We start from the raw sequence: 26269 nt of genomic DNA on the forward strand, positions 1-26269 counted from the left end.
TCCTTCGCCCGCCTCCGGGCCCCCGGTTCTCCCGGATCTCGAAGTCCATTGCATCCCCTGAGCTGGGGTGTTGCAACGACCACTAGAACTCAAGGTGGACCCGGGGGCACGGTCGTGCGCGGTGGTGGTGCGGTCAGCCGGTGTTGCGCAGGCCGGCCGCGACGCCGTTGACGGTGAGGAGCAGGGCGCGGGCGAGGAGCGGGTCGGGTTCGGCGCCCGCGGCGGCCTCGTCGCGCTGCCGCTTGAGCAGCGTGACCTGGAGGTAGGAGATCGGGTCCAGGTAGGCGTCGCGGATGCCGAAGGTCTGCTTGAGGACCGGGGTGGCGTCGAGGAGTTCGCGCTCTCCGGTGATCTTGAGGACTTCGGCGACGGTCAGCTCGTGTTCGGCGCGGATGGTGTCGAAGACGTGCTTGAGTTCGTCGGGGACGAGGGTGTCGACGTAGTGCTGGGCGATCCGCAGGTCCGTCTTGGCGAGGGTCATCTCGACGTTGGAGACGAAGTTGCGGAAGAAGTGCCACTGTTCGTGCATCTCGGCGAGGACGGTGTCCAGGCCCGCCTCACGCAGGGCCTTGAGGCCGGAGCCGACGCCGAACCAGCCGGGGACGATCTGCCGGGACTGGGTCCAGCCGAACACCCAGGGGATGGCGCGCAGGCCGTCGAGCGAGACGCCCGAGCCGGGGCGGCGGGAGGGCCGCGAGCCCAGGTGCAGGTCGGCGAGCTGGTCGACCGGGGTGGAGGCGAGGAAGTACGTCGGCAGGTCGGGGTCCTCGACGAGCCGGCGGTAGGCGGCGTGGGCGGCCTCGGAGACGACGTCCATGGCCGCGTCCCAGCGGGCGAGCGCCTCGTCGGACTGGCGGGGGGCGGTGTGCAGGGCGGAGGCCTGGAGGGTGGCGGCCACCGTCAGTTCCAGGTTCTCGCGGGCCAGCGAGGGGATGAGGTACTTGTCGGAGATGACCTCGCCCTGTTCGGTGACCTTGATCTCGCCCTCCAGGGTGCCCCAGGGCTGGGCGAGGATGGCGTCGTGGGAGGGGCCGCCGCCGCGGCCGACGGTGCCGCCGCGGCCGTGGAAGAGGCGCAGGCGCACGCCGTAGCGGTGGGCGACGTCGCGCAGCCGGCGCTGGGCGCGGTGGATCTCCCACTGGCTGGTGGTGATGCCGCCGAACTTGGAGGAGTCGGAGTAGCCGAGCATGACCTCCTGGACGTCTCCGCGCAGCGCGACCAGGCGCCGGTAGGAGGGGTCGGAGAGCATGTCCTCCAGGATGGTGTCGGCGGCCTTGAGTTCGTCGGTGGTCTCCAGCAGGGGGACGATGCCGATCTTGGCCCAGCCCGCGTGCAGGTCCATCAGCCCGGCCTCGCGGGCGAGGACGGCGGCGGCGAAGACGTCGTCGGCGCCCTGGCACATGGAGATGATGTAGGACTCGACGACCTCGGGCCCGAAGACGGCCAGGGCCTTCTTCACGGTCCGGAAGACGCCGAGGGTCTTCTCCCCGGCCGCGTCCACGGGGGCCGGCGTGGGCGCGAGCGGCCGGCGCGACCGGAGTTCCTTGGCGAGGAGCCTGGTGCGGTACTCGCGGGGCATGTCGGCGTAGCGCCAGGACTCCTCGCCGAGGCGGTCGAAGAGCTGGCCGAGGGCGTGGTGGTGGGCGTCGGCGTGTTCGCGGACGTCCATGGTGGCGAGCTGCAGGCCGAACGCGGCCAGGGTGCGGATGGTGCGGGCCAGTCGGCCGTCGGCGAACAGGCCGCCGCGGTGGGCGCGCAGTGAGTCCTGGATCAGCCGCAGGTCGGCGAGGAGCTCGGCGGTGCCGAGGTAGTCGCGGCCGGGCTGGTGCGGGGTGTCGGTGGCCAGGCGCTGCTTGGTGTTGACCAGCTTCTGCCGGATGCAGGTGGCCTTGAGCCGGTAGGGCTCCTCGGCGTTGAGGCGCTTGTAGCGGGGGCTGATCTCGGGCAGCAGTTCCAGGTCGGCGCGGAGTGACTCGAGGAGTTCCTCGGTCGCGCCCGTGTAGCGGATGGAGTTGGAGAGGAAGCCGCGGAGTTCGTCGATCATCTCCAGGGCGTCGTTGATGCCGTGCTCGTGCTGGAGGATCAGGACGTCCCAGGTCACCTGGGGGGTGACGTTGGGGTTGCCGTCGCGGTCGCCGCCGATCCAGGTGCCGAAGGTGAGGGGGCGGGTGTCGTCGGGGAGCTTGACGCCGACCCGCTCCAGTTCGGCGGTGAGGTCCTCCAGGACGTCGCCCACGGCGTCGGCGTGCAGTTCGTCGAGGTAGTAGATGGCGTTGCGGGCCTCGTCGGCCGGTTCGGGGCGCACGACACGCAGTTCGTCGGTCTGCCAGACCAGGTCGATGTTCTCGGCGAGGCGGATGTCGGTGCGGCGGCGGTCCGATTCGATGACCGGGGTGTCCAGGAGCGCGGCGATGCGCCGGAGCTTGTTGAGGACGGAGCGGCGCGCGGCCTCGGTGGGGTGCGCGGTGAACACGGGGCGCACGTTGAGGTTCTGGACGGTCTGGCGCAGGTGCTCGGCGTCGGCGTCCTTGAGCCGGTCGGCGGTGCGGGCGAGCAGCCCGCCCTCGGCGGCACGGCGGGCGCGCAGTTCCCGGCCGCGGTGCACCTGCTCGGTGACGTTGGCCAGGTGGAAGTAGGTGGAGAAGGCCCGGACCAGCTTGGCGGCGGTCTCCAGTTCGATGCCGCGCAGCAGTTCGGCGGCGGCCTCGCCGTCCTCGCGGGTGAGGCGGCGGACCTTCTCGACGAGGTCCAGCAGTTCGGGGCCCTCCTGGCGGACGAGGGTCTCGCCGAGAAGGTCACCCAGCCGGCGGATGTCGGCGCGCAGCTCACTGCTGGTCGTGGTGGTCTGGTCGTCGGCACTGCTCACAGGTGCGGCTCCTTGCAGTGTTGAAGCTCGTCTGGAGGGGACCCGTCCGTCGGCCGGGCGGCAGGCGGCGCCTGTCCGCATGGCGGCCGGACATCCGGGAAGGAAACAGAGCGGACCGCGCTGTCCGACCGACTCCAAGGATAGGTGTCCATGAGGACGCGCAGGTTCTGGGGCTCTTGCCGCGAGACGCCTCGCTGCCATACTTACGTCGCCGTAGGTTACGGAACCGTAGGGAAGGGCCCTTCCGTGGGGAGGAGTCCTCGTCGTCCCCTTCGGTCGCCGCGGATCGGCACCCGTCTCAACCCTCGACCCCCCAGGGGACGCGCATGACCTCGTCCAATTCCGATGTGATCGACGACGCCGACAGGCCGGCCGACGCTTCGACGGTGTCCGCCACGCTGGGCGGTGAGAAGAAGGGTTCGATCGAACAGTTCGCCCTGCTGCTGTTCATCGTCGTGCCGTTCCTCGCGCTGCTGGCGGCGGTGCCGCTGGCGTGGGGCTGGGGTGGTGTGAGCTGGCTCGACCTGGGCCTGATGGTGTTCTTCTACTACCTGGGCTGCCACGGCGTGACGATCGGTTTCCACCGGTACTTCACCCATGGCTCGTTCAAGGCGAAGCGGCCGCTCAGGATCGCGCTGGCGATCGCCGGGTCGATGGCGGTGGAGGGGCCCCTGGTGCGCTGGGTGGCCGACCACCGCAAGCACCACAAGTTCTCGGACGCGGAGGGCGACCCGCATTCGCCGTGGCGGTTCGGCGAGACCATGCCGGCGCTGATGAAGGGCCTGTGGTGGGCGCACATCGGCTGGCTGTTCGACGAGGAGCAGACCCCACAGGAGAAGTACGCGCCCGATCTGATCAGGGACCCTGCGATCCGGGCGGTCTCCCGTCAGTTCATCCTGTGGACGGCGCTCTCGCTGGCGCTGCCGCCGCTGATCGGCGGTCTGGTGACCTGGTCCTGGTGGGGCGCGTTCACCGCGTTCTTCTGGGGTTCACTCGTCCGGGTGGCGCTGCTCCACCATGTGACCTGGTCGATCAACTCGATCTGCCACGCGGTGGGCAAGCGGCCGTTCAAGTCCCGGGACAGGTCCGGGAACGTGTGGTGGCTGGCGGTCCTGTCCTGCGGCGAGTCCTGGCACAACCTGCACCACGCAGACCCGACCTCGGCCCGGCACGGGGTGGAGCGCGGCCAGCTGGACTCGTCGGCGCGGATCATCCGCTGGTGCGAGCAGCTGGGCTGGGCGTACGACGTGCGGTGGCCGTCACGCTCCCGTATCGATTCGCGCCGCGCCTCCGGGGAAGGCGGCTCCCGGCGAGGGGGGAAGACCGCCGAGACGGCATGATTGACGCCGTGGCGACCGACTCCAGCACCCCCAGTCCCGAAAAGCCGCGGCGGGCACGTCGCACCCGGATGACCGGTGCGGAGCGCCGCCAGCAGTTGCTGGAGATCGGTCGCACCCTCTTCGCCGCGAAGGGTTTCGAGGGCACCTCGGTGGAGGAGATCGCGGCGAAGGCCGGGGTCTCCAAGCCGGTGGTGTACGAGCACTTCGGCGGCAAGGAGGGCCTGTACGCGGTGGTGGTCGACCGGGAGATGCGCCGGCTGCTGGACATGGTGACCGGCTCCCTCACCGCGGGGCATCCGCGGGAGCTGTGCGAGCAGGCCGCGTTCGCCCTCCTCGACTACATCGAGGAGTACACGGACGGGTTCCGGATCCTGGTCCGGGACTCCCCGATCCCGCAGTCCACGGGGTCCTTCGCGTCCCTGATCTCGGACATCGCCACCCAGGTGGAGGACATCCTGGGCCGCGAGTTCAAGTCGCGCGGTTTCGATCCCAAGCTGGCGCCGCTGTACGCGCAGGCGCTGGTGGGCATGGTGGCGCTGACCGGCCAGTGGTGGCTCGACGTGCGCCGTCCGAAGAAGGCGGAGGTCGCCGCCCACCTGGTCAACCTGGCCTGGCACGGCCTGGACGGTCTGGAGCCGAAGCCGCGTCTGATAGGGCACCGCAAGGCGTGACGGCGCGCGCCGGACGGCGCCCGGGCGGCGCCCGGGGCCGGGCGGCGGCTCAGCGGACCGGTTCCAGGAACTCCAGGCGGTTGCCGACCGGGTCCTCGCAGTAGAAGCGGCGGTGTCCCGGCAGGTCCCCGTCCCAGGCGACGGGTGTGCCGTGGGCGGTGAGCCGGGCCGCGTACGTCTCGATGCCGGTCACCAGCAGCCCCGGGTGGGCCTGCCGGGCGGGCCGGAAGTCCTGCTCGATCCCCAGGTGCAGATGGATCTCGCCGGCCCGGAACCAGCAGCCGCCGCGCGCCGCGAGCACGGGCGGTTTGGGGACCTCCGCCATGCCGAGGGTGTCCACGTAGAACGTCCGCAGCAGGTCCTCGGAGCCGGGCGGGGCGGCGAGCTGGACGTGGTCGAGGGCGGCGAGCATCAGTTCTCCTCCTGGTGGGCGACGGCGAAGACGCGCCGGAACGGGAACGGGGTGCCGTACGGGCCCGCCGGGTAGGCCTCGCGCAGTGCGGCCCGGTACTCGGCGAGGAAGGCGTCACGGGCCCCCGGGTCGTCGGCGAGGGCGGTGAGCACCGGCCGCAGCCCGGTGCCCTTCACCCAGTCCAGGACCGGGTCCTCGCCGGTCAGCAGGTGGATGTACGTCGTCTCCCAGACGTCCACGGCGCAGCCGAGTCCGGTCAGCCGCTCCAGGTAGGCCTCGGGGGTCAGGACGGCGTCGTCGTGGCGGAGGGCGTCGGCGAGGCGGCCCCGCCAGCGGGGGGACTCGGCGAGGGCGCGCAGCAGCCGGTGGCTGGGGGCGGTGAAGTTGCCGGGGACCTGGAAGGCGAAGGTCCCGCCGGGGGCGAGGTGGGCGATCCATTCGGCGAACCGCTCGGTGTGCCCGGGGACCCACTGGAAGGTGGCGTTGCTGACGATCAGGTCGTACGGCCGTTCGGGCGTCCAGGTGCGGACGTCGGCGTGGGCGAAGTCCAGGCGGCCGCCGCCGGCCGTGGGGCCCGCGTGCTCCACGAGTGCCTTGTCGAGCATCTCGGGCGAGTTGTCGTAGCCGGTGACGCGGGCGGTGGGCCAGCGTTCGGCGAGCACGGCGGTCATGTTGCCGGGGCCGCAGCCGAGGTCGGCGACGGCCGGGGAGTCGCCGGGGAGCTCGGGGATCCGGGCGAGGAGGTCGGTGAAGGGGCGGGCGCGGTGGCCGGCGTGCCGGAGGTACTGGGCGGGGTCCCAGGCGGGGGTCGTCATGGGATCCACCTTCCCCGGACCAATATCTCGATGTCAAGAAGCTCGACATCAAGAGACTTCATGTCGACACAACCACTACACTGATCGTCATGGAGGACGAGGTCGATCGGCTGGTGGCTGCGTGGCGCCGGGAGCGCCCGGACCTCGACGTGGAACCGCTTGAGGTGCTCAGCCGGGTGAGCCGACTGGCCCGGCACCTGGACCGGGCACGTCGGCTGGCCTTCGCGGAGCACAGCCTGGAGCCCTGGGAGTTCGACGTGCTGACCGCGCTGCGGCGCGCGGGGACGCCGTATCAGCTCTCTCCGGGACAGCTGCTGACCCAGACCCTGGTCACCTCGGGGACGATGACCAACCGGATCGACCGGCTGGCCAAGAAGGGCCTGGTCGAGCGGTTGCCGGACCCGAGCGACCGGCGTGGCGTGCTGGTGCGGCTGACCGAGGAGGGCCAGGAGCGCGCGGACCAGGCGCTGGCCGGACTCCTCGACCAGGAACGGGCGATCCTCGCCGAACTCTCCCGCGGTCAGCGCGCCGAACTCGCAGCCCTGCTACGCCAGTTGACCGCCCCGTTCGACAACATCCCCGGCTAGGTCCGCAGGTCCGACCCCGGCCCGGCGGGCCAGGGCGACGGCGGCCAGGGTGGAGTGCACACCCAGCTTGCCGAGCACGTTCTGCATGTGGGTGCGGACGGTGTGCGGGGACAGGAACAGGCGCTCGGCGACCGCCTTGCGCCCCAGGCCCGCCACCATGCACCGGAGCACTTCCCGCTCCCTCGGCGTGAGGGACTCCACGAGCCGTTCGCTCTCGGTGCGGTGCTTGCGCGCCGCCGTCAACTCCCGCAGCACCCCGGTCAGCAGGGCGGGCGGCAGATGGGTCTCGTCGCGCAGCACACCCCGGATCACGCTCAGCAGCCGGGACAGCGAGCAGTCCTTGGCGACCCAGCCGCAGGCACCGGCCTGCAGGGCCAGGGCCGCGCGCCGCGGGTCGTCCTTCTCGGCGAGCACCACGACCCGCACGGCGGACTGGGCCGAACGCACCCCGGCCACCAGCGATATCCCGTCGACCAGACCCTCCTCGTCGCCCGCCTGCACCGGCACCGCCGGGCGGCCGCCGGGCAGTTGACCGCCCAGATCCGCGTCGACCAGCAGCACGTCGTAGCGGCGGCCCTCGGCGGCCGCGCGCTCCAGGCAGCGCAGCGCGGCCGGACCGCTGCCGGCCGCGGACACGTCGACGTCGGGCTCGGCGGCCAGCGCCGCGGCGAGCGACTCGGCGAAGATGCGGTGGTCGTCGACGACCAGAACTCGGATACGAACCACAAAACCCCCTTCCCCAAGCTCTTCACGAGCAGGGGATACCCCAAGAAGCTCAGAACGGCGGACCACTCGGACACGACACCCGGGCGGGGACCGAACCGCACGGCCGCCGCCGTGCCTGAACTGCTACCCCCACCGCGGGCGTCGTACCCGACGTGTCTCGCCCCCTGATCAGCACCGGCCCCCACCGGCACCGCTCCTCAGAGTACGGACGGGGGGCGGAAGCGGAAGGCAATTTGCAGAACTGCCCCGCCGGCGCGTTTATGGTGAGCCGCATGTTTCGTATTGAGACGGAAGTCGACAAAGAACGGCGGGAACTGCTCCGGACGCTGTTGCTGGAGACCAACACCGCGGCCTCCCCGGTCCTCGCGGCTCTGCGCGGCACCCCCGAGGAACGCCAGGTCCCCCTGCACGTCTGGGCGATGGACGAGGATTCGGGCGAACTGGCGGGCGGTCTGGTGGGGCACACCTGGGCGGCCTGGCTGCACGTCACCTATCTGTGGGTGGACGCCCGCCGCCGCGGCACGGGGCTCGGCGGCCGGCTGCTGGCCGAGGCGGAGCGCATCGCCGCACGGGACCGCGACTGCGCCGCGGCGCGGCTGGAGACCTGGGACTTCCAGGCGCCGGACTTCTACCGCAAGCAGGGCTACGACGTGGTGTGCGTGATCCCCGACTATCCGCCGGGGATCACCGAGTACACACTGACCAAGCGGCTGGGCTGAACGTCAGTCCTCCCGGCGGGCGCCCGCCGACGGCACCGCCTCGAAGGTCCGGGGCGCCGTGAAGCCGGCCGCCGCGAACGCCTCCTCCACCGCCTTGGTGATCGTGTCGACGTCGGACGCCTCCGCGAGGACGATCGCCGAGCCGCCGAAGCCGCCGCCGGTCATCCGGGCGCCCAGCGCGCCGGAGCCCAGGGCGGTGTCCACGACCAGGTCCAGCTCCGGGCAGGAGATCCGGAAGTCGTCGCGCAGCGAGGCGTGGCCCTCGGTGAGGACCGGGCCGATGGCACGGGTGTCGCCGGCCTCCAGCAGGGAGACGACGCGTTCCACCCGGTGGTCCTCGGTGACGACGTGCCGTACCAGGCGCCGCACCTCCTCCTCGTCGCCGAGGCGGTCGAGTGCCGCGTCAAGACCGTCGTAGGCGATGTCCCGCAGCGCGTCCACGCCCAGCAGGGCCGCGCCCTTCTCGCAGCCGGAGCGGCGCTTGCCGTACTCGCCGCCGCTGTGCGCGTGCTTGACCTGGGTGTCGACCACCAGCAGGCGCATGCCCTCGGCCGCGAGGTCGAAGGGGATCTGCTTCTGCGAGAGGTCCCGGGTGTCCAGGAACAGCGCGTGCCCGTCCTCGCAGCAGGCGGACGCGGTCTGGTCCATGATGCCGGTCGGCGCCCCGACGTAGACGTTCTCCGCGCGCTGGCACAGGCGGGCCAGCTGCCAGCGGGCCAGGCCCAGTCCGTGCAGGTCGTTCAGGGCGAGGGCGATCACCACCTCCAGGGCCGCGGAGGAGGACAGGCCCGCGCCGGTGGGGACCGTGGAGGCGAGGTGCACGTCCGCGCCGGTGACCGGGTGGCCGGCCTCGCGCAGCGCCCAGACCACGCCCGCCGGGTAGGCCGTCCACTCGTGGTCGGTGCCGGGTTCCAGGGCGTCCAGGGAGAGTTCGACGACACCGCCTTCGATGTCGGCGGAGTGCAGGCGCAGCACGCCGTCGGTGCGGCGGGAGACCGCGGCCGTCGTCACGTGCGGCAGCGCGAAGGGCATCACGAAGCCGTCGTTGTAGTCGGTGTGCTCACCGATCAGGTTGACCCGGCCCGGTGCCGACCAGACCCCCTCCGGCGCGCTTGCGTACAGCTCCGTGAAGCCGTCCCGGACCTGCCGCGCCGCACTCAGAACCGCCCCCACTACTGCTCCCTCGATACGTGCCGGGTGAACTCCCAGGCGTCCGCGACGATCCCCGCGAGGTCCGCGCGGGTCGGGTTCCAGCCCAGCTTCTCGCGGGCGGTGGCCGCCGAGGCGACCAGGACGGCCGGGTCGCCGCCCCGGCGCGGGGCCACGACCTCGGGGATCGGGTGGCCGGTGACCTGGCGGACGGTCTCGATGACCTCGCGGACCGAGAAGCCCTCGCCGTTGCCGAGGTTGCAGATCAGGTGCTCGCCCGGCTCGGCGGCCGTCAGCGCCAGCAGGTGGGCCTCGGCCAGGTCGGCGACGTGGATGTAGTCGCGGACGCAGGTGCCGTCCGGCGTCGGGTAGTCGTCGCCGAAGACGGAGACGGCCTCCCGCCTGCCCTGGGCGACCTGGAGGACCAGCGGGATCAGGTGCGACTCGGGGTCGTGCCGCTCGCCCTGCGCGCCGTACGCGCCCGCCACGTTGAAGTAGCGCAGGGAGACCGCGCCCAGGCCGTGGGCGGCGGCCTCACCGGTGATCATGTGGTCTACGGCGAGCTTGGTGGCGCCGTACGGGTTGGTGGGCTTCGTCGGGGCGGTCTCGACGATCGGGACCTGCTCCGGCTCCCCGTAGGTGGCCGCCGTGGAGGAGAAGACCAGCTTGCGGACGCCGGCCTCGCGCATCGCGGCGAGCAGCGCCATGGTGCCGCCGACGTTGTTGTCCCAGTACTTCTCGGGCTTCACGACCGACTCGCCGACCTGGGAGAACGCGGCGAAGTGCAGCACCCCGTCGTAGGAGGCGTCCAGCCACTTGGCGGCGTCGCGGATGTCGCCCTCGACGAAGGCGGCGCCCGCGGGGACACCCTCGCGGAAGCCCGTGGACAGGTTGTCGAGGACCGTGACCTCGTGGCCCGCCTCCAGCAGGTGCTGGGCGACCACGCTGCCGACGTATCCCGCCCCGCCCGTCACCAGGTACTTCATCAACTCGCTACCTCTCGCAGTCGCTCGGCCGCGCGCTCCGGCGGCACGTCGTTGATGAACACGTTCATGCCGGATTCGGAACCCGCGAGAAACTTCAGCTTCCCGGACGTTCGGCGGATGGTGAAGAGCTCCAGGTGCAGCGCGAAGTCGTCGCGCGTGACACCGTCGAACTCCTCCAGCGTCCCGAACGGCGCCTGGTGCCAGGCGGCGATGTAGGGCGTGGGAGGCTCACCCTCACCGAAGATACGGTCGAAGCGCCTCAAGAGTTCCAGATAAACCCGGGGGAACTCCGAGCGGGCCGCCTCGTCGAGTCCGAGCAGGTCGGGGACCCGGCGCTTCGGGTACAGGTGGACCTCGTAGGGCCAGTGCGCCGCGTACGGCACGAAGGCGGCCCAGTGTTCACCCTCAAGGACGACCCGCTCACCGGCGAGTTCACGCTCCAGGACGGCGTCGAAGAGGTTCTCCCCGCCGGTCGCCTCCTTGTGCGCCGCGAGTGACCGCAACATCAGTGCGGTGCGAGGGGTGGTGAAGGGGTAGGCGTAGATCTGGCCATGGGGATGACCGAGCGTCACGCCGATCTCCTCACCGCGGTTCTCGAAGCAGAACACCTGCTGGACGGAGGGGAGATGGGACAGTTCCGAGGTCCGGTCGGTCCACGCGTCGAGGACCAGCCGCGCCTGCTCCTCGGTGAGGCTCGCGAAGGACGCGTCGTGGTCCGAGGTGAAGCAGACCACCTCGCACCGGCCGGAGTCGCCGGCCAGCGAGGGGAAACGGTTCTCGAACACCACCACGTCGTAGGACGAGTCCGGGATCTCGCTCAGCCGGTCGCCCCTGGTCGGGCAGAGCGGGCACTGGTCGGCCGGCGGGTGGTAGGTGCGGCCCTGCCGGTGCGAGGCGATGGCGACCTGGTCGCCGAGCAGCACGTCGCGGCGGATCTCGGAGGTGGTGTGCGTCCGCTCCAGCGGGCGGCGGTCCACCGCGTCCCGCACGGTGTCGTCCCGCAGGTCGTAGTAGATGAGCTCGCGACCGTCGGCCAGCCGGGTCGAGGTCTTCTTCACTGCGGACTCCCGAAATTCGAGCGTTGTTCGAGTCAGCCAAACCACCAAACAGAACCGAACACACCAAAACACAACTCACCAGGTGAGTCAACATCGCAATCAATCAAGGTGAGACAACAAAAGTGTTGAATTATTGGGTGCAAAACCCCACCAATGCCCCCGCATCCCCCACATCGCTCGCGACCTCACTGGCGGCGGGGCTGCGGCTCCCCACCAACGGCCTCGACTACGCGATCCTCGCGATCTACTTCGTGGTCGTCCTGGGCATCGGCCTCGCGGCCCGCCGCTCGGTGAAGACGAGCCTCGACTTCTTCCTCTCCGGGCGCTCCCTGCCCGCGTGGATCACCGGGCTCGCGTTCATCTCGGCGAACCTGGCCGCCACCGAGATCCTCGGCATGGCCGCCAACAGCGCGCAGTACGGCGCGTACACCGTGCACTGGTACTGGATCGGCGCCATTCCGGCCATGGTCTTCCTCGGCCTGGTGATGATGCCCTTCTACTACGGCAGCAAGGTCCGCTCGGTCCCCGAGATGCTGCTGCTGCGCTTCGACAGAGCCGCACACCTGCTGAGTTCGATCCTGTTCGCCTTCGCCGCCATCCTGATCGCGGGCGTCAACCTGTACGCCCTCGCGATCGTCGTCGAGGCGCTGCTGGGCTGGCCGCAGTGGGTGGCGATCGTGGTGGCCGGGGCGTTCGTGCTGGCGTACATCACCCTCGGCGGCCTCTCCTCGGCCATCTACAACGAGGTGCTGCAGTTCTTCGTGATCCTGGCCGCCCTCATCCCGCTTTCCGTGCTCGGCCTGAAGAAGGTCGGCGGCTGGGACGGCCTGGTGCACAAGCTCGACGCCACCCACGGCCACAACTTCACCACCGCCTGGGGCGGCACCGGCATCGGCTCGGCCAACCCGCTCGGCGCGAACTGGCTGACCATCGTGCTCGGTCTCGGCTTCGTCCTCTCCTTCGGCTACTGGACGACCAACTTCGCCGAGGTCCAGCGCGCCCTGTCCGCGAAGAACCTCTCCGCCGCCCAGCGCACCCCGCTGATCGCCGCGTACCCGAAGATCTTCATCGTCTTCCTGGTGATGATCCCCGGCCTGGTCGCCGCCGCGCTGGTGCCGGACATCGGCACGTCCGGCTCGGACCTCCAGTACAACGACGCGATCCCGTACCTGATGTCCCAGCTGCTGCCCAACGGCGTCCTCGGCATCGCGGTCACCGGCCTGCTCGCGGCCTTCATGGCCGGCATGGCCGCCAACGTGTCGTCCTTCAACACCGTGTTCACCACGGACATCTGGGCCAAGTACGTGGTCAAGGACCGCGAGGACGGCTACTACGTCCGCTTCGGACGGCTCATCACCGTCATCGGCGTGTGCGCCTCCGTCGGGACGGCGTTCCTCGCGTCGTCCTTCTCGAACATCATGAGCTACCTCCAGACGCTCTTCTCCTTCTTCAACGTGCCGATGTTCGTCGTCTTCATCGTCGGCATGTTCTGGAAGCGGGCCTCGGCGAAGTCCGGCTTCTGGGGGCTGCTCGCGGGCACCGTGACCGCGATGGTCAACTACTTCGTCCTCTACAAGAAGGACATCATCGGCATCCCCTCCGACCAGGGCGCCAACTTCGTCTCCGCGATCGCCGGCTTCGTCGCCGGCGCGGTCGTCATGGTGATCGTCTCCCTGTTCACCGCGCCGAAGCCGGAGGCGGAGCTCGCCGGCCTGGTCTACGGAACGCGCTCCCCCGGTCTGACCGAGGCGCCCGCACCCGGCGACGAGGCCTGGTACCGGCGGCCGGCACTGCTCGGCTGGGGTGCGGTCGTCCTCGCCGCCCTCTGCTACATCCCGTTCTCGTTCTAGTCCCGGCCGCGGGAGAATGGAGAGACCATGACCGACGACATCCAGCGGGAAGTCACCGACCTGGAGGGCAGGTCCACGACCGCCGCCCGCATCTTCGACCTGCGGCGGATCATCGGCGGGCTGTTCGTGGTGTACGGGATCATCGTGACGATCACCGGGATCACGGACTCGCAGGCCGAGATCGACAAGGCGCAGGGGATCAACATCAACCTGTGGACCGGCATCGGGATGCTGCTGCTCGGGGTGTTCTTCCTGGCGTGGCTGTGGCTGCGGCCCACGCCTCCACCGGTGCCTCCGGCGGAGGAGACCGACGACTGATCCGGCCGTGTTCCGACCGCGGGTGGGTGGGGGCTGACCGCGCAGGTCCTCCCCCACCCTTCGGGCGGGGGACCCCCAGCGCCCCTGAGCCGGTCACCTCCGGGCCGGACGCGGACTAGGGAGTTTCCCTGGTGGTGTCGAAGGTTCCGGCCCTGTCCAGCAGGCCGGTCCTCGCCGCCAGCGCGGCCGCCTCCAGCCTCGACCCCACCCCCAGCTTCATGAGGACCCTCTGCACATGGGTGCGGGCCGTGCTCGGAGCGATGCCCATGCCGGCCGCGATCAGGCGGGTGTCCTCTCCGTCCGCCACCCGGACCAGCACCTCCACCTCCCGCGGGGTGAGCATCTGGAGAAGGCGCTGCCCCTCGTCGTCGGGCTGGGCGGCGGGGTTGAGCAGTTCGCCGAACGCGCCCTGGAGCAGCGCCGGCGCCACGGCCGCCTCACCGGCCCGCGCCTTCATGATCGCCCGTTCGACGCCTTCTATCCGCTCGTCGTGCCGGACGTACCCCGAGGCGCCCGAGGCGAAGGCCGCCGCGATGCCCCGCGGCGACGGCACCGGCCCGAGCACCAGGACGGCGACCTGCGGCCGCTCCCGCTTGATCTTCACCACCGGGTCGAAGATGCCCGGCTCGGCCGGTGTCGCGGTACCCAGCAGACACACCTCGGGCGCCCGGGTGATCACCAGCTCCGCCGCGCCCGCCGCCGGCGCCGCCGCGGCCAGCACCCGGTGGCCGCGCAGTTTCAGCGCCGAGGCCAGTGCCTCCGCGAGCAGCCGGTGGTCGTCGACCACCATGAGCCGCACTCCCATAGAGCAACCCCCCACTCCCCCCAATGGATGCCCCACTATGGATGCCCACTGGTCCGCATGGACAGAGGGCCCCCCGGCACCTCGTCCTTCATGCCCCCGGAAGCTACACGCTTGTTCGACGTTGCGCTGCCCCTACTGATGAGAAGTGCCCCGGATCGGAGGAATCTCTGGGTTTTCTGGTATTCGCGGCTGAACGGCCGTCAGCCGCCGGTGCCGAACGCGGCCACCAGGTACTCCTTGGACGACACCGACGAACCGATGGCGTGGGCGTACACCGCGGACAGGTACAGGTGCCCCCGGGCGAAGAGGACCTCCGCGTACGCCGGTGACAGGGCGGTCTCCACGGCCCTGACCTCGGCGGTCGCCGGGTTCTCCAGCAGCTTGGTCTCCTTGAACGAACCGCCGTCGATACTGACGATCTGAGCACCCTTGTCGTACGGCGGGTCCTTGTACGCGATCACGTTGGGACCGTCCATGCGCAGCGGCGTGATCGTGTAGTCGTCCCCGGCGTCCGCGCGCTGGCCGGTCTGCCTGCCGGTGGCGAGGTCGAAGGCGACGATCTCGTTGGTCCTCGAGAGGTCCCCGCCGCCGTCGTGCTTCTCGGTCGCCAGGTACAGCCGGTCGTTGCCGACCACCACGCCCTGGCACTTCTCCACCTGGTAGATGCCGTCGCAGCGGGCCGCGTAGGAGTTGCCCGGCGTGGAGATGCGGGTGCGCAGGCGTCCGGTCCTGTTGTCGATGGAGAAGACGTCGGAGAAGCCGCTGCCGTCGCCCGCGCTGTCGTTGACGTCGGCGGCCACCACCAGCGGGTCGGTGGACACGACGCTGGCGTACGGGATGCCCGAGGTCATCTCGTACTCGGAGACCACCTTGCCGGAGACCGGGTCGATGGTCTGGATGTGCAGCTGGGCGGTGTCGCCGGTGCCGCACTTGCGGACCGCGACCAGCTTCGTGCCGCCGCCGTACCCGGCGTCGTAGCAGGTGTCGGTCGGCTTGGGCTGCCAGCGGACCTCGCCGGTGGCGAGGTCGAAGGCGGCGCCACCGGTGGTGCCGCCGACCGCGACCGTCTGCTGGGCGATCGTCACGTTGTTGAAGTTGACCGGCACGTCACCGGACTTGATCGTCCGCGTCCAGAGTTTCCTACCCGCGTTCAGGTCGATCGCGGCGACCTGGGTGCAGCCCGCGGAGGAGCCCTTGGGCGGCATCTTCGGCTGGAAGACGACGGCCGTCCTGCCGTCCGTACTGGCGTGCCCGGTGGCGTAGCAGACGGGGCCGGACAGCGGGACGGTCCACAGCCTGGCACCCGAGTCGGGGTCGTAGCCGACGACCTGGGCGACACCGGTCTTCGCGTACACCTTGCCGGTCAGCCAGGAGCCGGCGGTGACGGTGGTGTCCTTCGCCGTGGGCATCGGCACCTGGAACAGGGCCTTGGCCGACGGGTCCGCGGGCACCTTCTCGCTGCCCCCGCCGCCGCCCGAGCCCTTGCCTCCCGAGCCGCCGGTGCTGGAGGCGGTGGTGTCGTCCTTCTTGCCGCCGGCTCCGGAGGACTTGGAGTACCAGATGCCGCCGCCGACGATGAGCGCGATCACGACGACCGCGGCGACGATGATGAACAGCGCGGCGTTGTTCCGGCCGGGGCCGGTCATGGGCGTGGGCACGGTGGGGCTGCCCGGGTAGCCGTAACCGGGCTGCTGCGCATAGGGGTTGGCCGCGGTGGGGGGCTGCTGGGCGTACGGGTTCGCGGACGGCGGCTGGGCCGGGTAGCCGTAACCGGGCTGCGGGGGCTGGGCGGGGTGGCCGTAGCCGGGCTGCGGAGCCGGGGGTTGGGCCGGGTGGCCGTAGCCGGGCTGCGGGGCGGGGGGTGTGGGCGGCTGCGGCGGGCCGGCCGGGGACCCGTGACCGGGCTGCTGCGGGGGCTGGTTGGGCGGGGGCGGGGGCGGCTGGGTCATGACGGCACCTCTGGGGACGACGCGGAGGACGGCTGGACGGGGTCGGACGGGACGGGTCCGCTCGGTTGGTCCGCTCAGTTGCCGAAGGCCATCATCAGCTTCTCCTTGGCGTCGTCGCTGCCGGTCAGCCGCGTGGAGGAGAGGTAGAAGCGCCCGTCGACCCAGTCGACCGCGCCGTCAAAGAAACCGTCCTCGATGTCGGCGGTGTGCTGCGGGTTCTGCAGCAGCCTGGTGATGGTGTGGGCGGAACCGCCCGTCGGGATCGACACGACCCGGCCGCCCGCGTCGTACGACGGCTTCACGTACGCGACGAGTTTGCCGCCCTCGGCCCGGACCGGGTACATCGACTCGTCCGTCGGGGACTTCGTACGCCACTTCGCCCTGCCGTCGGCGAGGCTGATCGCGACGATCTCGTTGGCGCCGCCGTTCGTGTCCGTCGGCAGGTAGAGGGTGTCCGCGTCGACCGCGACACCCCGGCAGCCCTGGAGATCACGGGAGAGGCCCGCCCAGCCGCACTCGGGGGCGAACTTCTCGTCGACCTTCACCTCGGACCGGAACGCGCCCTTGGCGTCGAGGGTGGAGATGTTCCAGGCCTTCTTCTGCTCGTTGGTCATGTAGACCACGAGCGGGTCGACGGAGTACGTCCGCTCGACCGACCAGCCCTTCTTGACCGGCCGGGTCCACCGCACCTTGCCGGTGGCCGGGTCCAGCTCCGAGATCTCGTCGTGCGCGTTGCTCGCGCCGGCCCCGCAGGAGGCCACCTCGACCAGCCGGTTCGTGCCGCCGGCGAACGCCGTCGGGAAGCAGGAGTCGCCGTACTTCTTCTTGTCGTACAGCTTGTGACCGCTGGCCAGGTCGTACGCCGTGCCCGACTGGGAGCGGCCCACCATCAGCGTCTTTCCGCTGATGGACAGCTCGATGCTGAGCGCGGAGTCGAACAGGCCGCCGTCGGCGACGGTCGCGGTCCAGCCCTTGCGGCCCGTGTCCAGGTCGATCTCCTGCAACCGGTTGCACTTGGCCCGGTCGCTGGTGCCGCTCATGTACGCCACCACGACCTTGCCGCCGGCCGACCGGTCGGGGGTGACCGCGCAGATCTTCTGCGCGAACGTGATCGGGGCCCAGGCCTGTTCGCCGCTGGTCACCCGGTAGCCGAAGACCTGCTTGTACGCGGCCTTCACCGCGGTCCTCCCGGTGATCCACATGCCGGGCGCGTCGGCGCCGGAGGCCGGCGCGTCGGGCGCCGACTTGTACCAGAGCACCTTCGCCTCACCGGACTTGCGGCCCTCGTTGAGGTCGTCGGAGTCCGCGCCGCCGTCGCCGCTGCCGTCACCCGGGTCGACCGGGGTGTCGGCGGCGGAGGCCTTGGGATCGTCGGACCGCTGGGCGACCGGCTTCTTGCCGTCGCCGCCGCTGGTCACCGCGTACACGGTGCCGCCGACGACCAGCAGCCCCGCCACGGCCGCCGCGACGATCAGGCCGGTCCTCCCCTCGAACGGCCCGCGGCCACCGGGAGGCGGTGGCGGCGCGCCGCCCGGCGCGCCCGGGTACTGCGGCGGATAGCCGTAACCCGGCTGCGGCGGCTGCCCGTAGGGGCCGGGCTGCGGCGGCTGCCCGTAGGGGCCGGGCTGTTGGGGCGTTCCGTACGGGCCGGGCTGCCCGTACGGACCCGGCTGCGGCGGCTGGGCGGGAGGCGCGGGCACGCCTTGGGGCGCACCGAACCCGCCCTGCGCGGGCGGCTGTTGCGGGGCGCCGAAGCCACCCTGCTCCGGCGGCTGACTGGGTGGCTGAGTCATCAGCGTTCTTCCCCCGTTACTGATTTTTCGCCACGTCCCGAGGCGCCCGACGGGCCCTGGGCCGTACGCAGACTGCTCTCAGACCGACCTTTCTACCACCCGGTCCCGACAGCCGACCGACCCACGTCAGCCCCTGTGCCCAAGGAAGAACCGCCCTGTGATGCGCCCGTTACGCACCTTCACGCCCCCTTCACGCGACGCCCGTACGGCGGTTTCCCGCCACCGGCCCGGCCCGCTACGCGTCCTCCGCCAACTCCAGCCAGCGCATCTCCAGTTCCTCGCGCTCCGCGGACAGGTCGCGCAGTTGGCCGTCGAGTTCGGCGACCTTGCCGAAGTCCGTGGCGTTCGCGGCGATCTGGTCGTGCAGCTTGGTCTCCTTCTCGGAGACGCGGTCCAACTGACGCTCGATCTTCTGGAGTTCCTTCTTCGCGGCGCGCTGGTCGGCGGCGCTCCGTTCGGCCGTGGGGGCCTTCGGGGCCACGACGGTGGCGGCGGTCGCCTCCTCCATGCGCTGCCGCCGCTCCAGGTACTCGTCGATGCCGCGCGGCAGCATGCGCAGGGCGGCATCGCCCAGGAGGGCGAAGACACGGTCCGTGGTGCGCTCCACGAAGAACCGGTCGTGGGAGATGACGATCATCGAGCCGGGCCAGCCGTCGAGGACGTCCTCCAGCTGCGTGAGGGTCTCGATGTCGAGGTCGTTGGTGGGCTCGTCGAGGAAGAGGACGTTCGGCTCGTCCATGAGCAGGCGCAGCAGCTGGAGACGGCGGCGCTCCCCGCCGGAGAGGTCGCCGACCGGCGTCCACTGCTTCTCCTTGCTGAAGCCGAACGTCTCGCAGAGCTGACCGGCGGTCATCTCGCGCCCCTTGCCGAGGTCGACGCGCTCGCGGACCTGCTGGACCGCCTCCAGGACCCGCGTGTTCGGGTTCAGTTCGGCGACCTCCTGGGAGAGGTAGGCCAGCTTCACGGTCTTGCCGACGGCGATCCGGCCGGCCGCCGGCTGCTCCTCGCCCTCGGTGCGCGCGGCCTCGGCCATGGCGCGCAGCAGCGAGGTCTTGCCGGCGCCGTTCACGCCGACCAGGCCGATGCGGTCGCCGGGGCCGAGCTGCCAGGTGACGTGCTTGAGCAGCACCTTGGGTCCGGCCTGGACGGTCACGTCCTCCAGGTCGAACACGGTCTTGCCGAGCCGGGTGGAGGCGAACTTCATCAGCTCGGAGGTGTCGCGCGGCGGCGGCACGTCGGCGATCAGCTCGTTGGCGGCCTCGACCCGGAAGCGGGGCTTGGAGGTACGGGCCGGGGCGCCGCGGCGCAGCCAGGCCAGCTCCTTGCGGACGAGGTTCTGCCGCTTGGTCTCCTCGGTGGCGGCGATCCGCTCCCGCTCGGCGCGGGCGAAGACGTAGTCGGAGTAGCCGCCCTCGTACTCGTAGACGTCACCGCGCTGCACGTCCCACATGCGGGTGCAGACCTGGTCGAGGAACCAGCGGTCGTGGGTGACGCAGACCAGCGCCGAGCGGCGGGTGCTCAGGTGGCGGGCGAGCCAGGCGATGCCCTCGACGTCGAGGTGGTTGGTGGGCTCGTCGAGGACGAGCAGGTCCTGCTCCTCGATGAGCAGCTTGGCGAGCGCGATGCGGCGCCGTTCGCCGCCGGACAGCGGTCCGATGACGGTGTCCAGGCCCTTGGGGAAGCCGGGCAGGTCCAGGCCGCCGAAGAGGCCGGTGAGGACATCCCTGACCTTGGCGTTGCCCGCCCACTCGTGGTCGGCCATGTCGCCGATGACCTCGTGCCGGACGGTGGCCGCCGGGTCGAGGGAGTCGTGCTGGGTGAGGACGCCCAGGCGCAGTCCGCCGGAGTGCGTGACGCGGCCGGTGTCGGCCTCCTCCAGCTTGGCGAGCATCCTGATCAGGGTGGTCTTGCCGTCGCCGTTGCGGCCCACCACACCGATGCGGTCGCCCTCCGACACGCCGAGCGAGACGCCGTCCAGCAGGGCACGGGTGCCGTAGACCTTGCTGACGTTCTCGACATTGACCAGGTTGACGGCCATTTCACTCCTGCGCACGGGGACGGTCAGCCTCCCAGCGTAATGCGCGCGGGACACCCGTCCCGCCGCGAGCCGCTCACCGCCCGTCCGTGCGGGCACCGGCGGCCGGAGCCGGGTGCGGGCGTAAGCCGCGGGGCACGTGGAGCGGGCGGGCGCCGCTCAGGCGTTCGTGGTGGTGTCGGGCGGTGACGGCAGGACCCTCGCGCCGGGTGCCGGGGAGGTCGCGGTGCGGACCGTGCGGCAGGTGCCGGAGGCGAGGAGGGCCTCGGACACCTTCAGGCCCGACTCGGGGTCGCGGACCAGGAACGCCGTCGTGGGCCCGGAGCCGGAGACCAGCGCCGTGAGGGCACCGGCCGCGCGGCCCGCGTCGAGGGTCTTCGCGAGGTCCGGGAAGAGGGAGAGCGCGGCGGGCTCGAGGTCGTTGGAGACGGCGGCGGCCAGCGCGTCCGGGTCGCCCGCGGCGAGCGCGTCGAGGAGGTCGCGGGAGGCGACGGGCTCGGGGATGTCGCGGCCCTCGGCGAGCCGGTCGAACTCGCGGAACACCGCCGGGGTGGACAGCCCGCGGGCGGCCATCGCGAACACCCAGTGGAAGGTGCCGCCGACCTCCAGCGCGGTGAGCCGTTCGCCGCGCCCGGTGCCGAGGGCGGCGCCGCCGACCAGGCTGAAGGGCACGTCGCTGCCGAGTTCGGCGCAGATGGCGAGGAGCTCGGCGCGGGCGGCGCCCGTGCCCCAGAGCTCGTCGCACGCGAGCAGCGCGCCCGCGCCGTCCGCGCTCCCCCCGGCCATGCCGCCGGCGACCGGGATGTCCTTGGTGATGTGGATGTGCACGGCCGGGTCGATGCCCCGGCGCGCGGCGAGCGCGAGCGCGGCGCGGGCGGCGAGGTTGGTGCGGTCCAGCGGCACCTGGTCGGCGTCCGTGCCCTCGCACGTGACGCGCAGCTCCGCGGCCGGTGTGACCGTGACCTCGTCGTACAGGCCGACGGCGAGGAAGACGTTGGCCAGGTCGTGGAAGCCGTCGGGGCGGGCGGCGCCCACCGCGAGCTGCACGTTGACCTTGGCGGGGACGCGTACGGTGACGCTCACTTGCCGGACTCCTCTGTCAGGGACGCGGCCTCGGCGATCCGCGCGAACTCCTCCACCGTCAGCGACTCGCCGCGGGCCTGCGGCGAGATGCCGGCGGCGACGAGCGCCGCCTCGGCGGCCGCCGCGGATCCGGCCCAGCCGGCCAGTGCCGCCCGCAGGGTCTTGCGCCGCTGCGCGAACGCGGCGTCGACCACCGCGAAGACCTCGCGCCGGGACGCCGTCGTCTTCAGCGGCTCCGCGCGCCGCACCAGGGAGACGAGTCCGCTGTCGACGTTCGGCGCGGGCCAGAAGACGTTGCGGCCGATGGCTCCGGCGCGCTTGACCTCGGCGTACCAGTTGGCCTTGACGGAGGGCACGCCGTACACCTTCGAACCGGGCGCGGCGGCGAGCCGGTCGGCGACCTCGGCCTGCACCATCACCAGCGTCCGCTCGATGCTCGGGAAGAAGTCGAGCATGTGCAGCAGGACGGGGACGGCGACGTTGTAGGGGAGGTTCGCGACGAGCGCGGTGGGCGGCGGGCCCGGCAGCTCGGTGACGTGCATGGCGTCGGAGTGGACCAGCGCGAACCGGTCCGCGCGGGCGGGCGTGCGCGCGGCGATCGTGGCGGGGAGCGCGCCCGCCAGGACGTCGTCGATCTCCACGGCGGTGACCCGGTCGGCGACCTCCAGCAGGGCGAGCGTGAGGGAGCCGAGCCCCGGGCCGACCTCGACGACGACGTCGTCGGGGCCGACCTCGGCGGTGCGGACGATACGGCGGACCGTGTTGGCGTCGATCACGAAGTTCTGGCCGCGCTGCTTGGTGGGGCGTACACCGAGCGCTGCCGCGAGTTCACGGATGTCGGCCGCGCCGAGAAGGGCGTCGGGGCTGGGGCTGCTCACGGGACAAGGGTACGGGCCGCCCGGACCCCTCCCGCCGGTCACCCGTGCAACCGCGCCCCGCAGTGCGGCCAGGGGGTGGAGCCGCGTTTCGTGTAGAGCTTCTTCGCACGGAACGTCTGCTCCTCGGCGGGCGCGTCCTGCGGGCGCCCCCGGCCGCCGAGGCTGTGCCAGGTGTGGGTGTCGAACTGGTAGAGGCCGCCGTACGTGCCGGAGGGGTCCACCGCGCCGGGGCGGCCGCCGGACTCGCAGGCGGCGAGACCGTGCCAGTTCAGGCCGTCGGCGCCCTTCACGGAGTCCGGATGCGGCTTGGTGCCGACCTTCACGAGCTGGGTGCGCGGCTCGCGGACCACGTCGTCGCGCTCGCGGCGCGGCTTCTGGCGGACCCCGTTGACGGTCCGCAGGTGGTAGCTGACCCGGCGCAGTCCCGGCCGGCCGATCCGCTCGACCACCTCGGTGCCCTGGAAGACGGTGGGGTCCGGTGTCCGCCGTACCTTGAAGGGGATGATCTCCTCGCGCACCTCCCTGCCGTCGGTGACGCGCAGCACGGTCACCGTCTGGCCGTCGCGGGGGAAGCCGGCCGGCGGCACCGAGGTGGTGTCCTGGCCGTGCAGGGTGACCCCGGCCTCCTCGACGGCCTCGCGGACGGTCGCGGCGTTGGTGCGGATGGTGCGGGTCCGGCCGTCCGCCAGGATCGTGACCGTGCGTTCGGTGCGCACGTCGAGGGCGAGCCCGGTGCGGCCGATGTTCCGGGAGCGCGAGGCCGACAGGTAGGCGCCCTCGGCCCGCACGCCCAGCTGCGTGAGCGCTCCGTCCACGGTGCGCGCCGTCGTCCACACCTCGTGCTGCCGGCCGTCGAGCGTGAGCCGCACGGGCCGGCCGTAGCGCACCGCGACCTCGTCGCCGCTGGCCAGTGCCGCGTCGGCGGCGGGTGCCACCATGTCGTGCGCTCCCACCCGTACGCCCTCGTCGGAGAGCAGTTCGGTCACGTCGTCGGCGAACGTGTGCAGGACGCGCGGCCGGCCGTCGACGGTCAGCTCGACCGCCTTGTCCTTGGCGAGGAACGCGGTGGTGCCGCCGGCCAGGAAGGCGACGACCAGTGCCTGCGGCAGCAGACGGCGTACGGCGGAGTCCGGGCGCTGGATGTACCGCGTCTTCCGCCGGCGCGCGCCCCGCCGCCCCGCTCCGGCACGCGCGCCCGGCTCGGCCGTCGACCCCGATACCGGCCCTGACCCCGATCCCGGCCCTGACCCCGACTCCGGCCCCGGCCTCGGCCCCGTCCCCGGCAAGGCCTCCGGCTCCGACTCCGCGGAGGCCTCGTAGGCCGGCCGGTAGGTGTCACCGGCGTGGGCGGCCACGCCGTATCCCTGCGTCACGGCGTCGTGCACGCCGGTCACCGGGGGCGCGCCGTACCCGTCGCGCGCACCGTAGAGGCCGTACGCCTCAAACGTCTCGTACTGCGATCTGCTCACGCCGATACGCTCCAGAGGGCCAGAGGGGCCGGATCGGGCACCAGAACCTAGCGGAGCGCCGGTCACTCTCCAAAGCGGCGCGACTACCAGGAGTCGCGACCGGGCCCGAGGTGTGACCGGGTGGGCGTTATGGATCGGTTACGATTGATACACCCTCAGTAGTCGAAGGCGCGGGCCGTGTTCGCGCCCAGGGCCGTCGCCAGCGCATCCTCGTCGATGCCGCGCACCGCCGCCATCGCGCGCACCGTGACCGGAATGAGATACGGGGCATTGGGCCGTCCGCGGTACGGCGCCGGGGTCAGGAAGGGCGCGTCGGTCTCCACGAGGACCAGTTCCAGCGGGGCGACGGCCAGCGCGTCCCGGAGGTTCTGGGCGTTCTTGAAGGTGACGTTGCCGGCGAAGGACATGTAGTAGCCCTCGCGGGCGCACACCTCGGCCATCTCGGCGTCCCCGGAGTAGCAGTGGAACACCGTCCGCTCGGGGGCGCCCTCCTCCTTCAGGACGCGCAGCACGTCGGCGTGGGCGTCGCGGTCGTGGATGACGAGGGTCTTGCCGTGCCGCTTGGCCATCTCGATGTGGGCGCGGAAGGAGCGCTCCTGGGCGGCCTTGCCGTCGGGTCCGGTGCGGAAGTGGTCGAGGCCGGTCTCGCCGACGCCCTTCACCTGGGGCAGCGCGGCGAGCCGGTCGATCTCGGCGAGCGCCTCGTCCAGCGCCGCGTCCCCGCCGGGCACCCGTGCGCCCTGCCGGGACCAGTTGTCGGGGTCCCCGTGGACGATGCGCGGGGCCTCGTTGGGGTGCAGCGCGACCGTCGCGTGGACCTGCGCGTGGGCGGCCGCCGTCTCGGCCGCCCACCGGGAGCCCTTGAGGTCGCAGCCGACCTGGACGACCGTCGCCACGCCCACCGAGGCGGCCTTCGCGAGGCCCTCCTCCACCGTGCCGGACTGCATGTCGAGGTGGGTGTGGGAGTCGGCGACCGGTACCCGCAGGGGTTCCGGGAGGGGCGGGGCCGCGTTCTTGTCCGCCGCGGCGGAGGCGTTCGCGGGGACGTTCGCGGAGGCGTTCGAAGGCATGCCCCGATCCTACGAAAGGGGCACGCCCCGCCGGACCCGCGTCCGGCTCAGCTCGCCTTGCGCTGGAACGGATGCAGCAGGTCGGACAGCTGCCAGTGGTGGGACGCCTTCACCCGCGCGGAGCCCTCCGCCGCCACGGGTGCGCCGCCGGCCTCCTCGCCCGCCTCGGCGCGTCCGCCCGGCACCGGCCGCCCGTTCGACCGCCCGGCCGCGCTGTGCACCGACGAGACCTGTCCGGCGCGCATGATCCGCAGGACGTGTCCGTCGCAGTTCTGGCACGAGGGCCGGCTCAGCGGGGACGGGACGACCTGGCCGTTCGCCACATACATGACGAACTCGTGGTTCTCCGCGTCCGTGTGGTGCTCTATCTCGTACGACTGCTCCCAGCCGTGCCCGCAGCGCATGCAGGCGAAGGAATACGACTCGTGGACGACGGCTGTGGCCGCACCGCGGAGGCCGGTCTGCCCTGCGATCTCACTCATGCCAGCTCCTCTTGTCCGCTGGACAAGCGCCTCCGGCTGCTGGGGCTCCCCCCGGAACCCTATGGAGGCGAGGGACGGGTACGTCCCTGCTGACCAGTGGACGCCTTCACCGGCGCGAATGCGACGGACCTGCCGAGTGTTGGAGGCGATTTGGAGTCTGCTTGCCAAATCGCCCCTGTCGGACAGGGCTGGGCTTTGCGTTTCCGTCCCTTGCTTTACCCCCCCGTGGGGAGTGCGCTCAGAGGAGGTGCGCCCCGCTCAGAGGTGGAATCACCGCAGGTCAGGGCCGCATGCCCGGCGCTCCTCAGGGACGCCTGGGGCACCCCCGGCCGAAGGCTCGGGCCGCCCTCACCCCTCCGCGCGCTTCGCCGCCACCACCGCGTCGAAGACGACCCGCTTGGGAATCCCCGCCTCGACCGCCACCGCCGCGATGGCCTCCTTCCGGCGCTCCCCGGCCTCCTCCCGCACCCGTACCCGCCGCACCAGTTCGGCCGCGTCGAGTTCCTCGGCGCCGCGCTCGGGCGCCCCCTCGACGACGACCGTGATCTCGCCGCGCACCCCGTCGGCGGCCCACACCGCGAGCTCGGCCAGCGGACCGCGCCGTACCTCCTCGTACGTCTTGGTCAGTTCGCGGCAGACGGCGGCCCGGCGCTCGGCGCCGAAGACCTCGGCCATCGCGGCGAGGGTGTCGTCGAGGCGGTGCGGGGCCTCGAAGTAGACGAGGGTGCGGCGCTCCTCGGCGGCCTCCTGGAGCCGGGAGCGGCGTTCGCCGGCCTTGCGCGGCAGGAACCCCTCGAAGCAGAACCGGTCGACGGGCAGCCCGGACAGCGCGAGCGCGGTGAGCACGGCGGACGGCCCGGGCACCGCGGTGACGCGGATCCCCTTCGCCACGGCCGCCGCGACCAGCCGGTAGCCGGGGTCGGAGACGGAGGGCATGCCCGCGTCGGTGACGAGCAGCACGCGCGCGCCGCCGACGAGTTCCTCGACCAGTTCCGGGGTGCGGGCGGCCTCGTTGCCCTCGAAGTAGGACACCACGCGTCCGCCGGTCGTGACACCCAGCGCCTGCGTGAGCCATCGCAGCCGACGGGTGTCCTCGGCCGCGATCACGTCGGCGCCGGTCAGCTCAGCGGCCAGCCGGGGCGGGGCGTCCGCGACGTCGCCGATGGGGGTGCCTGCGAGGACAAGGGTTCCGGTCACCCCCCCATCCT

The 26269-nt window shown here is 71.7% G+C and carries 23 protein-coding genes; 6 read left to right on the forward strand and 17 right to left on the reverse strand.

Features of this window, described 5'->3' with window-relative positions:
* Positions 1 to 133: 133 nt before the first annotated feature.
* Positions 134 to 2866, reverse strand: a complete 2733-nt coding sequence (gene ppc, locus ACFY3I_RS30980) for a phosphoenolpyruvate carboxylase (RefSeq protein ID WP_390864404.1) — start codon at positions 2864 to 2866, stop codon at positions 134 to 136.
* Positions 2867 to 3192: 326 nt separating this feature from the next.
* On the opposite strand from ppc, the gene ACFY3I_RS30985 reads away from it, so the two are divergent.
* Positions 3193 to 4206, forward strand: coding sequence for an acyl-CoA desaturase (locus ACFY3I_RS30985; protein WP_365284566.1), 1014 nt, complete (start codon positions 3193 to 3195; stop codon positions 4204 to 4206).
* The gene (locus ACFY3I_RS30990; protein WP_360489942.1) at positions 4203 to 4877 is read left to right on the forward strand and encodes a TetR/AcrR family transcriptional regulator; all 675 of its coding nucleotides are present in this window, start codon (positions 4203 to 4205) and stop codon (positions 4875 to 4877) included. The genes ACFY3I_RS30985 and ACFY3I_RS30990 overlap by 4 nt, the downstream gene beginning before the upstream one ends.
* A gap of 49 nt (positions 4878 to 4926) precedes the next feature.
* Here ACFY3I_RS30990 and ACFY3I_RS30995 read toward each other — a convergent pair whose 3' ends face one another.
* Both ACFY3I_RS30995 and ACFY3I_RS31000 read right to left on the reverse strand, forming a co-directional pair.
* Positions 4927 to 5289 (reverse strand): VOC family protein, encoded by a 363-nt coding sequence (locus tag ACFY3I_RS30995; RefSeq protein WP_390864405.1) that lies wholly within the window; start codon positions 5287 to 5289, stop codon positions 4927 to 4929.
* A complete protein-coding gene (locus tag ACFY3I_RS31000; protein ID WP_365284570.1) occupies positions 5289 to 6104 on the reverse strand; it encodes a trans-aconitate 2-methyltransferase in 816 nt (271 codons plus the stop codon). The genes ACFY3I_RS30995 and ACFY3I_RS31000 overlap by 1 nt, the downstream gene beginning before the upstream one ends.
* A gap of 89 nt (positions 6105 to 6193) precedes the next feature.
* Here ACFY3I_RS31000 and ACFY3I_RS31005 point away from each other — a divergent pair, with 89 nt between their 5' ends.
* Complete coding sequence (locus ACFY3I_RS31005; RefSeq protein WP_365284572.1) at positions 6194 to 6691, forward strand: MarR family transcriptional regulator; 498 nt, start codon at positions 6194 to 6196, stop codon at positions 6689 to 6691.
* On the opposite strand, the gene ACFY3I_RS31010 is transcribed toward ACFY3I_RS31005, so the two are convergent.
* Complete coding sequence (locus tag ACFY3I_RS31010) at positions 6650 to 7417, reverse strand: response regulator transcription factor (protein WP_365284574.1); 768 nt, start codon at positions 7415 to 7417, stop codon at positions 6650 to 6652. The genes ACFY3I_RS31005 and ACFY3I_RS31010 overlap by 42 nt on opposite strands.
* A gap of 260 nt (positions 7418 to 7677) precedes the next feature.
* Here ACFY3I_RS31010 and ACFY3I_RS31015 point away from each other — a divergent pair, with 260 nt between their 5' ends.
* Positions 7678 to 8136, forward strand: coding sequence for a GNAT family N-acetyltransferase (locus ACFY3I_RS31015; protein WP_365284576.1), 459 nt, complete (start codon positions 7678 to 7680; stop codon positions 8134 to 8136).
* Positions 8137 to 8139: 3 nt separating this feature from the next.
* Here the strand turns inward: ACFY3I_RS31015 and galK are convergent, their stop codons facing one another.
* The 3 genes from galK to galT are packed head-to-tail and all read right to left on the reverse strand — an operon-like array spanning position 8140 to position 11329.
* Positions 8140 to 9309, reverse strand: a complete 1170-nt coding sequence (galK, locus tag ACFY3I_RS31020) for a galactokinase (RefSeq protein ID WP_365284578.1) — start codon at positions 9307 to 9309, stop codon at positions 8140 to 8142.
* Entirely contained in the window at positions 9309 to 10271 is a 963-nt protein-coding gene (gene galE / locus ACFY3I_RS31025; protein WP_365284579.1) for a UDP-glucose 4-epimerase GalE, read from the reverse strand. The genes galK and galE overlap by 1 nt, the downstream gene beginning before the upstream one ends.
* Positions 10271 to 11329 carry a galactose-1-phosphate uridylyltransferase gene (gene galT, locus ACFY3I_RS31030; protein WP_390864406.1) on the reverse strand — a complete coding sequence of 353 codons (1059 nt, stop codon included), beginning with the start codon at positions 11327 to 11329 and terminating at the stop codon, positions 10271 to 10273. The genes galE and galT overlap by 1 nt, the downstream gene beginning before the upstream one ends.
* 137 nt (positions 11330 to 11466) lie before the next feature.
* On the opposite strand from galT, the gene ACFY3I_RS31035 reads away from it, so the two are divergent.
* Positions 11467 to 13179 (forward strand): sodium:solute symporter family protein, encoded by a 1713-nt coding sequence (locus tag ACFY3I_RS31035; protein WP_390864407.1) that lies wholly within the window; start codon positions 11467 to 11469, stop codon positions 13177 to 13179.
* Positions 13180 to 13206: 27 nt separating this feature from the next.
* Entirely contained in the window at positions 13207 to 13497 is a 291-nt protein-coding gene (locus ACFY3I_RS31040) for a hypothetical protein (protein ID WP_390864408.1), read from the forward strand.
* Between the two features lie 115 nt (positions 13498 to 13612).
* On the opposite strand, the gene ACFY3I_RS31045 is transcribed toward ACFY3I_RS31040, so the two are convergent.
* From ACFY3I_RS31045 to rsmI, 10 genes are all read right to left on the reverse strand, one after another.
* Positions 13613 to 14302 carry a LuxR C-terminal-related transcriptional regulator gene (locus ACFY3I_RS31045; protein WP_390864409.1) on the reverse strand — a complete coding sequence of 230 codons (690 nt, stop codon included), beginning with the start codon at positions 14300 to 14302 and terminating at the stop codon, positions 13613 to 13615.
* A 200-nt stretch (positions 14303 to 14502) separates the two neighbouring features.
* Complete coding sequence (locus ACFY3I_RS31050; protein ID WP_390864410.1) at positions 14503 to 16251, reverse strand: PQQ-binding-like beta-propeller repeat protein; 1749 nt, start codon at positions 16249 to 16251, stop codon at positions 14503 to 14505.
* Positions 16252 to 16325: 74 nt separating this feature from the next.
* Positions 16326 to 18044, reverse strand: a complete 1719-nt coding sequence (locus ACFY3I_RS31055; protein WP_390864411.1) for a PQQ-binding-like beta-propeller repeat protein — start codon at positions 18042 to 18044, stop codon at positions 16326 to 16328.
* A 235-nt stretch (positions 18045 to 18279) separates the two neighbouring features.
* Positions 18280 to 20082, reverse strand: a complete 1803-nt coding sequence (locus ACFY3I_RS31060) for an ABC-F family ATP-binding cassette domain-containing protein (protein ID WP_390864412.1) — start codon at positions 20080 to 20082, stop codon at positions 18280 to 18282.
* Positions 20083 to 20238: 156 nt separating this feature from the next.
* Positions 20239 to 21162 (reverse strand): 4-(cytidine 5'-diphospho)-2-C-methyl-D-erythritol kinase, encoded by a 924-nt coding sequence (locus tag ACFY3I_RS31065; protein ID WP_390864413.1) that lies wholly within the window; start codon positions 21160 to 21162, stop codon positions 20239 to 20241.
* Entirely contained in the window at positions 21159 to 22040 is an 882-nt protein-coding gene (rsmA, locus tag ACFY3I_RS31070) for a 16S rRNA (adenine(1518)-N(6)/adenine(1519)-N(6))-dimethyltransferase RsmA (protein WP_365284596.1), read from the reverse strand. Before rsmA ends, ACFY3I_RS31065 begins: the two co-directional genes overlap by 4 nt.
* A gap of 38 nt (positions 22041 to 22078) precedes the next feature.
* Complete coding sequence (locus ACFY3I_RS31075) at positions 22079 to 23509, reverse strand: ubiquitin-like domain-containing protein (protein ID WP_390864414.1); 1431 nt, start codon at positions 23507 to 23509, stop codon at positions 22079 to 22081.
* Positions 23510 to 23664: 155 nt separating this feature from the next.
* The gene (locus ACFY3I_RS31080; RefSeq protein WP_365284600.1) at positions 23665 to 24579 is read right to left on the reverse strand and encodes a TatD family hydrolase; all 915 of its coding nucleotides are present in this window, start codon (positions 24577 to 24579) and stop codon (positions 23665 to 23667) included.
* 47 nt (positions 24580 to 24626) lie between these two features.
* Entirely contained in the window at positions 24627 to 25061 is a 435-nt protein-coding gene (locus ACFY3I_RS31085) for a hypothetical protein (protein WP_390864415.1), read from the reverse strand.
* Positions 25062 to 25409: 348 nt separating this feature from the next.
* On the reverse strand, positions 25410 to 26258 hold the full coding sequence (gene rsmI, locus ACFY3I_RS31090; protein ID WP_390864416.1) for a 16S rRNA (cytidine(1402)-2'-O)-methyltransferase: 849 nt from the start codon (positions 26256 to 26258) through the stop codon (positions 25410 to 25412).
* Between the last annotated feature and the right edge of the window lie 11 nt (positions 26259 to 26269).

Source organism: Streptomyces sp. NPDC001068 (assembly GCF_042897315.1).
GTDB lineage: Bacteria > Actinomycetota > Actinomycetes > Streptomycetales > Streptomycetaceae > Streptomyces.